Source organism: Gordonia otitidis NBRC 100426 (assembly GCF_000248075.1).
Taxonomy (GTDB): Bacteria; Actinomycetota; Actinomycetes; order Mycobacteriales; family Mycobacteriaceae; genus Gordonia; species Gordonia otitidis.
On sequence record NZ_BAFB01000135.1, the window covers coordinates 1 to 12478 of the forward strand.

Sequence of the window (12478 nt, forward strand, 5' to 3'; positions counted from 1 at the left end):
GTCCGAGAGGCTGCAGATCATTCACATGAGGAGCGATGACGTGCCCGACAACGCAATGGTGACCAGCCCAGCCACGATCCGTGTGCCGGCCGGGACCACCGCGGGCACGGCGCTGCGGGAGCATGACCTGCCCAACAAGGGGCCCGAGGCCGTCGTCGTCGTTCGCGATGCCGCGGGTCAGTTGCGCGACCTGTCGTGGGCTCCCGATCTCGACACCGACGTCGAACCAGTCGCGGCGAACACCGAAGCCGGGCGCAGTGTCATCCGACACTCCACCGCGCACGTGCTGGCCCAAGCCGTTCAAGACCTGTTCCCCGACGCCAAGCTCGGCATCGGCCCCCCGATCAAGGACGGCTTCTACTACGACTTCGACGTCGCCGAGCCCTTCACCCCCGAGAACCTGGCCGCACTCGAGAAGAAGATGAAGCAGATCATCAAGTCGGGCCAGAAATTCTCCCGACGCGTGTATGCGTCCAAGGACGAGGCACGGATGCAACTCGCGAAGGAGCCGTACAAGCTCGAGCTCATCGACGACAAGGGCGCGGCCGACGACAGTGAGGTCATGGAGGTCGGGGGCGCCGAACTGACCGCCTACGACAACCTCAATCCGCGTACCGGCGAGGTGATCTGGTGCGATCTCTGTCGCGGACCGCACGTGCCGACCACCAAGTACATCGCGGCGTTCAAACTCACCCGCAGTTCGGCAGCGTATTGGCGAGGTGATCAGGACAACGCCGACCTCCAGCGCATCTACGGCACGGCGTGGGAGTCGTCGGAAGCCCAGGACACCTACCTCGAGATGCTCGCGGAGGCTGAGAAGCGCGACCATCGACGTCTGGGTGCGGAGCTGGACCTGTTCAGCTTTCCCGACGAGATCGGCTCGGGACTGCCCGTGTTCCATCCCAAGGGCGGCATCATCCGCACCGAGATGGAGGACTACTCGCGCAGGCGACACATCGCCGCGGGCTACCAGTTCGTCAACACCCCGCACATCACCAAGAGCAATCTGTTCGAAGTGTCGGGGCACCTCGATTGGTACGCCGACGGTATGTACCCGCCGATGCAACTCGACGCCGAGTTCAACGACGACGGTTCGGTGCGCAAGCCGGCACAGGACTACTACCTGAAGCCGATGAACTGCCCGATGCACAACCTCATCTTCGACTCCCGCGGTCGCTCCTACCGTGAACTCCCGTTGCGTCTGTTCGAGTTCGGCACCGTGTACCGCTACGAGAAGTCGGGCGTCATCCACGGACTGACACGCGCGAGGGGCTTCACCCAGGACGACGCGCACATCTACTGCACCCGTGAGCAGATGCGCGACGAGCTCCGCTCGCTGCTGACCTTCGTGCTCGACCTGCTGCGTGACTACGGTCTCGACGACTTCTACCTCGAGTTGTCGACGCGGGACCCGAAGAAGTCGGTCGGCGACGACGAGAGCTGGGAGATCGCAACCAACACGCTCGCAGAGGTGGCGGGCGAGTCCGGGCTCGACCTGGTCCCGGATCCCGGCGGAGCCGCGTTCTACGGTCCCAAGATCTCGGTGCAGGTCAAGGACGCCCTGGGGCGGACCTGGCAGATGTCGACGATTCAGCTCGACTTCAACCTTCCCGAGCGTTTCAACCTCGAGTACACGGGCCCCGATGGCGCCAAGCATCGGCCCGTGATGATCCATCGTGCGCTGTTCGGCTCGATCGAACGGTTCTTCGGCGTGCTCACCGAGCATTACGCGGGCGCGTTCCCAGCATGGCTGTCGCCGGTGCAGGTCGTCGGAATCCCGGTGGCCGAGGCGTTCGTCGATCACCTCCAGGGTGTTGTCGATCAGCTCAAGTCGAAGGCGATCCGCGCCGAGGTCGACTACTCCGATGACCGGATGCAGAAGAAGATCCGCACGCACACGACGGGCAAGGTGCCGTTCATGCTGCTCGCGGGCGAACGTGATGTCGAGGCCGGCGCGGTCAGTTTCCGTTTCCGTGACGGCACGCAGGTCAACGGTGTGCCCGTCGACGACGCGGTGAGGGTGATCGACGACTGGATATCTGCACGCCGCAACGAATCCCCGACCAAGGAGCTGATCGAGGGTGCCGGAGATGCCTGACGCCGACGACCTGTCGTCCGGCGAGATCCGTGATTGCGGTACCGGCGATCCGGATCGTCTGCAGCGACTGTGGAGCCCGCATCGCATGACCTACATCACGGCCGACCCTCCGGTCGCGAAGAAGCCTGCTGACGGTTCCGCGTCGACCGGTCACCCGTTCCTCGACATTCCGACGATGACCGACGAGGACGGGCTGATCGTCGCCCGCGGTGAGCATGTCTACGCGGTGCTCAACCTGTATCCGTACAACCCCGGGCACACGATGATCGTGCCGTATCGGCAGGTCGCGGACCTCGAGGCGCTCGACTCGGGCGAATCGGCCGAGTTGATGGCCTTCACGCAGCGCATGATCCGCACCATCAAGGCGGTGTCGCATCCGAATGCGTTCAACGTGGGTCTGAACCTCGGGTACGCGGCAGGTGGCTCGTTGTCCGAACACATCCATCAGCACATCGTGCCGCGGTGGATCGGCGACGCGAACTTCATCACGGTTGTCGGCGAGACGAAGGTCATGCCACAGTTGCTGCGCGATACCCGCGCGTTGTTGTCGGACGCGTGGAAACAGCTCGACACGCCATGAGTACGCGCCGACGCCCTACGGGTGTGCGACCGTACGTCATGAGAGCACGTAGCCATCTGGATGGTCGGGAAGGAGCGGTGCGGTGCTGAGCATTCGAGGCCGGGCGTCGGTGTCGAAGGTGACGCTGCCGCTCGGGCGCGCGCTGCTGCGCACCGGGCTGACACCGGACGCGATGACGGTCATCGGCACCGTCGCGACGGTCGCCGCGGCGGTCACCCTGTTCCCGATGGGCTATCTGTTCTGGGGCACGATGGTCATCTGGCTGTTCGTGATGTTCGACATGCTCGACGGTGCGATGGCGCGGGCGCGTGGGGGAGGCACCCGGTTCGGAGCCGTACTCGACGCCACCTGCGACCGCATCGCCGACGGCGCGATCTTCGCGGGACTCGCATGGTGGTGCGCGTGGACGGTGCCGCACCAGTGGTTGTTCGTCGCCACGATGATCTGTCTGGTGACCTCGCAGGTGATCTCGTATGCGAAGGCGCGCGCCGAAGCTGCGGGGCTCTACGGCGACGGCGGCCTCATCGAGCGTCCGGACCGGTTGATCATCGTGCTCGTCGGCGCCGGATTCACCGGACTGGGACTGCCGTGGGCAATCCATGTGGCCATGTGGATCCTCGCGGTGGGCAGCGTGATCACCGTCGGGCAACGCATGTGGTCGATCTCGCGCTCTCCCGGCGCTCGTGACCTCATCCCGCTCGCCGCACCCGCAGAGCCGGAGTCTGCCGAGACCGAATCCGGGCCCGACGCCAGCAGCGGACGACGGTGAGCCGCCTCGGCGGTTACATGTCCGACCTGGGCTACCGGGCCGGATGGGCAGGCGTGCGCCTCATCCCGGATCGCTGGGGGAGAGCGGCATTCGAGGGTGCAGGCGGGCTGGTCGGGCGTCGCAACGGTGGTCCGCAGCAGCTGCGACGCAATCTCGCCCGGGTGATCGGAGTCCCAGGACCACAGGACGTACCCGACGACCTCGTCGCCGACGCGATGCGGTCCTACGCCCGGTACTGGTACGAGGCTTTTCGTCTACCGGCGATGGATTTCTCGGCAGCCGCCGCCTCGGTGCATCTCGACCAAGCCGACGTCGAACGATTCGACGCGCTGCACCGCAAGGGCAAAGGTCTGTTGTTCGCGCTGCCGCACAGCGGAAACTGGGACATGGCGGGCGTGTGGCTCATCAATCATCTCGGGCAACGGTTTTCGACCGTGGCCGAACGTCTCGAGCCGGAATCGCTCTTCGACCAATTCGTCGCCTACCGCGAGAGTCTCGGGTTCGAGATCTTCCCGCTGACGGGCGGCGAGCAGCCCCCGTTCGGTTTACTGGCGGATCGTCTCCGGCAGGGCTCGGTGGTCTGTCTGCTCGCCGAACGTGACCTCAGCCGTCACGGGGTACCCGTGACATTCTTCGGCGAACCGACGCGCATGCCCGCCGGCCCGGCGCGTCTGGCCATCGAGACCGGCGCGGCGCTGCTGCCGGTCCATCATTCTTTTCTTCCCGAGGGTCGCTCGAAGATCATTGTCGGTGAGGAGATCGACGTATCGGGCGGCGTCGAGGCGGCTACACAGGCGATGGCCGACGACTTCGCGGTCAACATCGCGGCCCATCCCGCCGATTGGCACATGCTGCAGCCGCTGTGGGAGGCCGACTGGTCCGCGGATCGCCGCGCACGGATCGAGAGCGTCGAATGAAGATCGGCATGGTCTGTCCGTACTCGTTCGATGTTCCGGGCGGAGTGCAGGCGCACGTGGTCGAACTCGCAGAGGTGTTCATCGACCGCGGTCACACGGTGAGTGTCCTCGCGCCTGCCGCCGACGACACCGTCCTGCCCGACTACGTGGTGTCCGCTGGCCCGTCGGTGGCGTTGCCGTACAACGGCTCGGTGTCGCGGGTGTGCTTCAGTCCGCGCGGTTATCTCACCTTGCGCCGCTGGATCGCCGAGAGCGAATTCGACGTGTTGCACGTCCACGAACCCAATTCGCCGAGCCTGTCGATGTTGGCGTTGATGGTCGCGCTCGGACCGATCGTCACGACGTTCCACACATCGACGTCGAAATCGTTGTGGTTGAAGACGTTTCAAGGCATCTTGCGCCCGTATCACGAACGCATCGCGGGCAAGATCGCTGTCTCGGAACTCGCACGCCGCTGGCAGATGGAATCGCTGGGTTCCGACGCCGTCGAGATCCCCAACGGCATCAACTGTGCGGGATTCGCCGATTCCCCGCCGTTGCCCGGCTACCCCCATCCCGGTCGGTCGGTGCTGTTCCTCGGTCGCTTCGACGAGCCGCGCAAAGGTATCGACATCCTGATGCGCGCATTGCCCACGATCGTCGAGAGTTTTCCCGACGTACGTGTGCTCGTCGTCGGCGGCGGGAACGAGCGCGCACTGCGACGTCGTGCGGGTGCGCTGGCCGATCACCTGGTGCTGCTCGGTCAAGCCGACGACGAGACCAAGGCGCGGGCGCTGGCGTCCGCGGACGTCTACGTCGCCCCCAACCTCGGTGGTGAGAGTTTCGGCATCGTGCTGGTGGAGGCCATGGCCGCGGGCGCCGCCGTGGTGGCGAGCAAACTCGACGCCTTCCGCCGGGTTCTCGACGACGGGCGCGCAGGCGAATTGGTGGCCATCGGGTCGGCTGACGAACTGGCCGATTCGGTGATCGCGCTCCTGTCCGACGACGATGCGCGCGCCGACCTCGTGGAGGCGGGGCGGGCGCGTGCCGCGAAGTACGACTGGTCGCGTGTGGCCGATCAGATTCTGCGGGTGTACGAGACGGTCACCGTCGATGCCGGTCCGGTCGTAGTGTCGGACTGAGTGGGGGTCGCATGAATCCTGTTCTGCATCAACCTGTCTCGGCGGCGATCACGCTGGCCGACGCCGTGCGGTTCTCCGGGATCACGGTCTCGGGAACCGTGCTGAGCGTCGTGTTCGTCGTGGTGGTCGTCGTGATCGTCGCGGCGGCGTGGGCGTACAAGACAGCCAACCGGCTCGACCGGCTCAACGTGCGAGTCGATCTCGCCCGACGATCGCTCGAGGCCGCACTCGAGCGTCGCAGCGTGGTGGCACGTGCGATCGCGACCTGGATGGAGACATCGACCGACGAGCGTGACAGGCAGGTCGCCACACAGTTGACGGCCGTCGCCGACCGTGCGGAGCGAGCGACACCCGACCAGCGGGAGGACGCCGAGAACGACGTGTCGGCGGCACTGGCCCGCACCGACAACGGCACCCGTCCGGCGTCTCTGTCGATCGAACTCGCCGACGCCGAGACCCGCGTGATGATGGCGCGACGGTTCTACAACGACGCCGTCCGAGACACCAGGGCGCTGGCCACCCGCAGACCGGTCCGGTGGTTGCGACTGGGCGGTACGGCCGCGCCTCCTGCGTACTTCGAGATCTCCGAGCGCGTCACCGCGGACGAATCGGCGTGACGTGCGAGTGCGTCGACCGCTGATCGCCCGCGTCGGCGAGTCGGATTCGACGTGAATCCGCCGCTGAGCGAATCACCTCACAGGCGGCGGACCTGCGGTTAGGGCGCGATCTGTCGTCGCCTATCCTGAACTGCAGAGCCCAGGGATCGCCGTCGGGCCATGAACGCGACATCAGGAGACATCAGTGAGTCAATTCCGGTCAGGGGAGACGTCTGCGACGGAGACGACACCGTCGGTCAACGGACACGCCGCTGCCGACTCGCAGGCAGGTCAGGGCACTGCGCGCGTCAAGCGCGGTATGGCCGAAATGCTCAAGGGCGGCGTGATCATGGATGTCGTCACGCCCGAGCAGGCCAAGATCGCCGAGGACGCCGGGGCGGTTGCCGTCATGGCGCTCGAACGTGTGCCCGCCGACATCCGCGCACAGGGCGGCGTGTCGCGTATGAGCGACCCCGACATGATCGACGGCATCATCAACACCGTCAGCATCCCCGTGATGGCCAAGGCCCGCATCGGTCACTTCGTCGAGGCGCAGATCCTGCAGAGCCTCGGCGTCGACTACGTCGACGAGTCCGAGGTGCTCACGCCCGCCGACTACTCCAACCACATCGACAAGTTCGCGTTCACCGTGCCGTTCGTCTGCGGCGCGACCAACCTCGGCGAGGCGCTGCGACGTATCACCGAGGGGGCGGCGATGATCCGCTCGAAGGGCGAAGCAGGCACCGGCGACGTCTCCAACGCGACAACCCACATGCGCAGCATCCGCGACCAGATCCGGCGCCTCACCTCGCTGCCGAAGGACGAGTTGTACGTCGCGGCAAAGGAATTGCAGGCGCCGTATGACCTGGTCGTCGAGGTGGCGAACGCAGGGAAGCTGCCCGTGACCTTGTTCACCGCGGGCGGGATCGCCACCCCGGCCGATGCCGCGATGATGATGCAACTCGGCGCGGAGGGCGTGTTCGTCGGTTCGGGCATCTTCAAGTCGGGGAACCCGGCGCAGCGCGCCGCGGCGATCGTGCAGGCCACGACGTTCTACGACGACCCGGACGTGCTCGCGAAGGTGTCGCGCGGACTCGGCGAGGCGATGGTCGGCATCAACGTCGACGACATCCCGCAGCCGCACCGTCTCGCCGAGCGCGGCTGGTAGTCGCCATCGACCACGTGGACACGTTCACGCACCCGGTGAGTTCGTCACCCGAACGAGACGAACGCGCCGGTAGGATCTGCTGATCATGGACTCGGTGAGCATCGTCCGTGATTCGTCGCTGACCGGCAGCGACATCGTCGGAGATCTGCAACTCGACTGGTCGGTCTACAGCGACGTCGGACGCGTCCGCGATGCCAACGAAGACGCGGCGCTGGTGCTGCCGGGACGGTATCTGATCGCCGACGGTATGGGTGGCCACGAGAGCGGTGAACTGGCCAGCGAAGCCGCTCTCCAGACGCTCGCCGAGGTGGAGCCGGGCGCCGACCTCGCCGATACCCGGGCCACACTCGACCATCTGCTCGATCTGGCTCAGCAGCGTATCGGCAGCATCGACGGCTTCTCGGAGCGACGCGCGGGTACCACCGTGACGGGTGCGGTGCTCGTCACCGACGACGACGCCCCGCACTGGCTGATCCTCAACATCGGCGATTCACGCACCTACCGGTACCAGAACGGCACGCTGCAGCAGTTGACGCGCGACCACTCGCAGGTCCAGGAGTTCGTCGATGCGGGGGTCATCACCGCCGAGCAGGCGCGGATCGATCCGCGTCGTAACGTGATCACCCGGGCGCTGGGCGCTGGGATGGCCGAACCCGATGCCGACTACTTCAGCACGGCAGCCCTGCCCGGCGACGTGCTCCTCATCTGCTCCGACGGTCTGACCGGTGAGCTCCCCGATCCCGAGATGGCCGACATCCTCGCCGGCTCGGACTCCGTGGAGGAGGCTGCGGCGAGCCTTGTCGACGCCGCGCTGTTCGTCGGAGCGCACGACAACGTGACCGTCGTGGTCGTTGCGGTCAGTACCGATGACGGCGTGCAGTCCGATGGCGACATGCAGTCCGACGAGACCATGCAGTCCGACGAGCACGAGTCCGATGACGGGGAGCTCGAGTCGTCGGAGCAGAGCACAGCCGCCGAGACGTCGACGTGACAGTGGCGGGGTGCGCGCACCGATGACGTCCGGACAGGCTCTCGAGACGCAATCCGAACGCGCCTTCGTCGATTACTGCGGTGAGCGTTATGGCATTCTGGCCGGTCGGCGGTTCTGGATCGGGCGGGAGGCAGACCTGTCGGTCGATGACAATCCATACCTTCACCGCCGATTCCTGTTGCTGCACAATGTGAACGGCCTGTGGTGGTTGAGCAACCGCGGCGCGCATCTCTCCGCGAGTGTCTCGGCGGGCGATGTCGGGTTCTCCGCCGTGCTCGGACCGGGGGCACGTATGCCGCTGGTGTTCGGGCACAGCACGATCGTGTTCACCGCGGGTCCGACGACCTACGAGGTCGACGTCCACACGGTGACGCCGCATGTCGACGCCGTGACACAGCCGGAAGTCGTCGGTGGTCAGGTCACGCAGGGCGTGCCCATGCTGACCGAGAGTCAGAAGTTGTTGATCGTCGTGCTCGCCGAGGAGATCCTGCGCCGCGACGGCACGGGAGCCAGTGCGATCCCCACGTCGGCGCAGGCGGCCGCGCGGCTGGGCTGGTCGTTGACGAAGTTCAACCGCAAGCTCGACAACGTCTGCGACAAACTCGACCAACTCGGTGTCAGCGGGATGCGCGCGGGCGGCGGGAAGTTGGCGACCAATCGGCGGGCAAAACTCGTCGAGTACGCGGTCGCGTCCCGCATCGTCACACGCACCGACCTACCCCTCATCGACGAAGAGGCTGCCCGCAACGGCGCACGCTGAGTCGCGCCGTGGTCGTTGACCTGCGCTGACGTCGGATGGGGAGTTCTCCCCATGAGAGGGGAGTTCTCCCCATCGACGGGGGAGTCGAGCGCTCATAACGTCATCTGCACGCGGTGATGAGAACCGCGAAAGACCGAGCCAGCACGGCGTTGACCGATGCGGCACCAGCGATGACCGAGGAGATGCCGACATGACTGCACCTACCGCACCCCGCATTCCCGCTGTGCAACTCGACACCTACGCCGCCCGACGTCGCGTGGAGGCGGTGGCACGCCGTCAGGAAGCACTGGCACGCCTTGCTGCACGTCGGATGCCGTTGCCCGCGCCCGCGGGAGCGGTCGCCGTCGGTGCGGGTCCACTACCAGGGGCGTCGGCGCCCGGTGGCCGCAGCGGACGGCACATGCATCTGTTGCCGGGGTTCGATTCGGCGCCCGACGAGATGCAGACGTCGGAGGCCGAAACCCGCAGGGGCCGAAGCGACCTGCCGAAACCTCAACTGACGCCGCGCGAGATCGAGGTGCTGCGCACCTGGCTGATGGTCGACACGAAGCCCGCCACCGCGGAAGCGCTGTACATCTCGCTGGGTACCGTCAACACCCACCTCACGCGTATCCGCGCCAAGTACGCCGAGATCGGACGTCCGGCCCCGACCAAGGCCGGGCTCGTCGCGCGAGCGGTTCAGGACGGGATCGTCGAGCTCGACGAACTCTGACCCGGCCGTGCGTCGGCCACTGTCCGACCATGCGGGATACTGTCTGCTGTGGCAGACATCGAAGAGATCCTCCAGGTCGAGCGCATCGAGAAGGACATCTACCGTGGCGGTGCGTTCGAGAGTTTCCTGCAACGCACCTTCGGGGGACAGGTCGCGGGCCAGGCTCTTGTCTCGGCGACTCGAACCGTCGACGACGCGTACACGGTGCATTCTCTGCACGGCTACTTCCTGCGGCCCGGCAATCCGGACATTCCGGCGGTCTTCCTCGTCGATCGCATCCGCGACGGGCGGTCTTTCTGCACGCGCCGTGTGACCGGAATCCAGAACGGCGAGGCGATCTTCACCATGTCGGCGTCGTTCCACGTACACGGCGACGAGGGGATCGAACACCAGGACCGGATGCCGCCTGCCCCCGACCCCGAGTCGTTGCCTGACCGTTCGGAGAATCTCTCCGACGACGACCACGCGGTGTTCAAGGAGTGGCAGAACTTCGATCTGCGTGTCGTACCGCGCGACGAGATGGTGACCAACGAGTACTTCGCCGCGCAGCAGCGCGTGTGGTTCCGTTACCGGCACCGACTGCCCGACGATCAGACCATCCACGTGTGCACGCTGGCGTACATGAGCGACATGACGCTGCTCGGGTCGTCGAAGGTGCCTCACCCGGGCATCGAGCCGCAGGCGGCCTCACTCGACCACGCCATGTGGTTCATGCGGCCGTTTCGCGCCGACGAGTGGCTCCTCTACGACCAGACCTCTCCGTCCGCGGGCGCCGGGCGTGCGCTGACGCAGGGTCGGATCTTCGACCGCGACGGACGTCTGGTCGCCGCCGTCACACAGGAGGGTCTGAGTCGCACCGGTCGTCCGATGCCCACCGATCAGCACGCGCGGCACGACAAGTGAGCCGACGATCGACATCCCCGCGCATCGGTGTTCTGGCACTGCAGGGCGATGTGCGTGAACATCTGGCCGCACTGGCCGGCGCGGGCGCCACGGCGGTCGCTGTCCGACGTCGCGCGGAGCTCGAGGACGTCGACGGGCTGATCATCCCCGGTGGCGAGTCGACGACGATGAGCCGCCTGCTCGGCGTGTTCGATCTCTACGAACCGCTGCGAGCACGACTGGCCGAGGGGATGCCCGCCTACGGGTCGTGTGCGGGCATGATCATGCTCGCCTCGGAGATCCTCGACACCAGGCCAGACGCCCGACACCTCGATGCACTCGACATCACGGTGCGGCGCAACGCATTCGGTCGACAGGTCGAGTCGTTCGAGACCGACGTGGAGATCGAGGGCATCACCGGCGGGCATCCGATGCGCGCGGTGTTCATCCGTGCTCCCTGGGTCGAAGGAGCAGGTGATGGTGTGCAGGTGCTCGCTCGGGTTCCGGAGGGGCCGGCGGAGGGCAGGATCGTCGCGGTACGGCAGGGAGACGTCCTTGCGACGTCGTTTCATCCCGAGGTGACCGGCGATCGACGAGTCCACGAATACTTCGTGGACATGGTCGCCGCTAAGATCGAATGACGAACGACACGGTGCGCGGCAACGACGCCGCAGGCACGCGAAAGGATCGGAAGAGCGTATGAGCGGCCATTCCAAATGGGCGACCACCAAGCACAAGAAGGCGGTCATCGACGCCAAGCGCGGCAAGATGTTCGCCAAACTGATCAAGAACATCGAGGTCGCGGCACGTACCGGCGGCGGCGACCCCGCGGGTAACCCGACCCTGTACGACGCGATCCAGAAGGCCAAGAAGAGCTCGGTCCCCAACGACAACATCGAGCGCGCCCGTAAGCGTGGCGGCGGTGAAGAAGCCGGTGGAGCCGACTGGCAGACCATCACCTACGAGGGTTACGGGCCCAATGGAGTCGCCATTCTCATCGAGTGCCTCACCGACAACCGCAACCGCGCCGCCGGCGAGGTGCGCACTGCGATGACCCGCAACGGCGGAAACATGGCCGATCCCGGTTCGGTGGCGTACCTCTTCACCCGCCGCGGCGTCGTGACACTGGAGAAGAACGGCCAGTCCGAGGACGACGTCCTGAGGGCGGTGCTCGACGCGGGTGCCGAGGAGGTCAACGACCTCGGCGACTCGTTCGAGGTCGTCAGCGAACCGACCGACCTCGTCGCGGTCCGTACCGCGCTGGTCGACGCCGGGATCGACTACGACTCCGCCGAGGCGGACTTCCGGGCTTCCGTCGAGGTGCCGGTCGATGCCGAGGGCGCCCGCAAGGTATTCAAACTGATCGATGCGCTCGAGGATTGCGACGACGTGCAGAACGTCTACAGCAACGTCGACGTGAGCGACGACGTGCTCGCCGAGCTGGACGCCTGACCTGCACCGAGTCTCGGAGCCTCAGTTGGGCTTCTCGTCGCACGGGCAATGTCGGCGTCTGGCGTCGTCAGGGTCGTCGCGCGATCGCCGGGCGGTCGGGGTGGTCATAACGGACCTCGATGTCTGCGGGAGTGGCGTCCTTCTCGTCGTCGAGTAGCGGCGCTATGGTCCAGTGCTCGTCATGCGGTGTCCGACGTCGCAGAGCCCCCTCCGACATCGCGAGGTGGATCGTGAGATCGAGGTCGAGTCCATGTGTGCGCAGCATGGGACCTGCGAGGACGAGGATCTGGTGGTCGGTCGCGGCCTCGCGGTGGTCGCGATAGGACCGGTCGCGTACGGGATCCCAGAGGCGCGGTAGCCACCGGCGGTGCTCCCGGACGGCATCGATGACCTCTCGCTCGATGGCGGCGAAGTCGTACCAGTTCTCCCGGT

General features: G+C 66.2%; 13 protein-coding genes and 1 pseudogene. 13 read left to right on the top strand and 1 reads right to left on the bottom strand.

Annotated features, from left to right (window positions below; translation table 11 throughout):
* Positions 1 to 40 precede the first annotated feature (40 nt).
* The 13 genes from thrS to GOOTI_RS14175 all read left to right on the top strand — a co-directional run bounded on the left by thrS (position 41) and on the right by GOOTI_RS14175 (position 12046).
* A complete protein-coding gene (gene thrS / locus GOOTI_RS14115) occupies positions 41 to 2098 on the top strand; it encodes a threonine--tRNA ligase (protein ID WP_007239275.1) in 2058 nt (685 codons plus the stop codon).
* Complete coding sequence (locus GOOTI_RS14120; protein ID WP_039994127.1) at positions 2091 to 2678, top strand: ATP adenylyltransferase; 588 nt, start codon at positions 2091 to 2093, stop codon at positions 2676 to 2678. Before thrS ends, GOOTI_RS14120 begins: the two co-directional genes overlap by 8 nt.
* 82 nt (positions 2679 to 2760) lie before the next feature.
* Complete coding sequence (pgsA, locus tag GOOTI_RS14125) at positions 2761 to 3447, top strand: phosphatidylinositol phosphate synthase (protein ID WP_007239277.1); 687 nt, start codon at positions 2761 to 2763, stop codon at positions 3445 to 3447.
* Positions 3444 to 4364: a phosphatidylinositol mannoside acyltransferase gene (locus GOOTI_RS14130; RefSeq protein ID WP_007239278.1), complete on the top strand. Its 921-nt coding sequence runs from the start codon at positions 3444 to 3446 to the stop codon at positions 4362 to 4364. The genes pgsA and GOOTI_RS14130 overlap by 4 nt, the downstream gene beginning before the upstream one ends.
* Positions 4361 to 5485 carry a glycosyltransferase family 4 protein gene (locus GOOTI_RS14135; protein WP_007239279.1) on the top strand — a complete coding sequence of 375 codons (1125 nt, stop codon included), beginning with the start codon at positions 4361 to 4363 and terminating at the stop codon, positions 5483 to 5485. Before GOOTI_RS14130 ends, GOOTI_RS14135 begins: the two co-directional genes overlap by 4 nt.
* Positions 5486 to 5583: 98 nt before the next feature.
* Positions 5584 to 6102 (top strand): LemA family protein, encoded by a 519-nt coding sequence (locus GOOTI_RS14140; protein WP_039994129.1) that lies wholly within the window; start codon positions 5584 to 5586, stop codon positions 6100 to 6102.
* A gap of 184 nt (positions 6103 to 6286) precedes the next feature.
* A complete protein-coding gene (gene pdxS, locus GOOTI_RS14145; protein ID WP_007239281.1) occupies positions 6287 to 7249 on the top strand; it encodes a pyridoxal 5'-phosphate synthase lyase subunit PdxS in 963 nt (320 codons plus the stop codon).
* An 85-nt stretch (positions 7250 to 7334) separates the two neighbouring features.
* Positions 7335 to 8240: a PP2C family protein-serine/threonine phosphatase gene (locus GOOTI_RS14150; protein ID WP_007239282.1), complete on the top strand. Its 906-nt coding sequence runs from the start codon at positions 7335 to 7337 to the stop codon at positions 8238 to 8240.
* Between the two features lie 22 nt (positions 8241 to 8262).
* Complete coding sequence (locus tag GOOTI_RS14155; RefSeq protein ID WP_007239283.1) at positions 8263 to 9000, top strand: hypothetical protein; 738 nt, start codon at positions 8263 to 8265, stop codon at positions 8998 to 9000.
* A gap of 190 nt (positions 9001 to 9190) precedes the next feature.
* Entirely contained in the window at positions 9191 to 9712 is a 522-nt protein-coding gene (locus GOOTI_RS14160; protein ID WP_007239284.1) for a helix-turn-helix transcriptional regulator, read from the top strand.
* Positions 9713 to 9760: 48 nt separating this feature from the next.
* Positions 9761 to 10615, top strand: a complete 855-nt coding sequence (locus tag GOOTI_RS14165; protein ID WP_007239285.1) for an acyl-CoA thioesterase — start codon at positions 9761 to 9763, stop codon at positions 10613 to 10615.
* A complete protein-coding gene (gene pdxT / locus GOOTI_RS14170; protein ID WP_039994126.1) occupies positions 10612 to 11235 on the top strand; it encodes a pyridoxal 5'-phosphate synthase glutaminase subunit PdxT in 624 nt (207 codons plus the stop codon). The genes GOOTI_RS14165 and pdxT overlap by 4 nt, the downstream gene beginning before the upstream one ends.
* Positions 11236 to 11293: 58 nt before the next feature.
* Positions 11294 to 12046, top strand: a complete 753-nt coding sequence (locus GOOTI_RS14175; RefSeq protein WP_007239287.1) for a YebC/PmpR family DNA-binding transcriptional regulator — start codon at positions 11294 to 11296, stop codon at positions 12044 to 12046.
* A 67-nt stretch (positions 12047 to 12113) separates the two neighbouring features.
* Here GOOTI_RS14175 and GOOTI_RS26165 read toward each other — a convergent pair.
* Positions 12114 to 12478: pseudogene (locus tag GOOTI_RS26165) on the bottom strand (hypothetical protein); the annotation flags it as partial.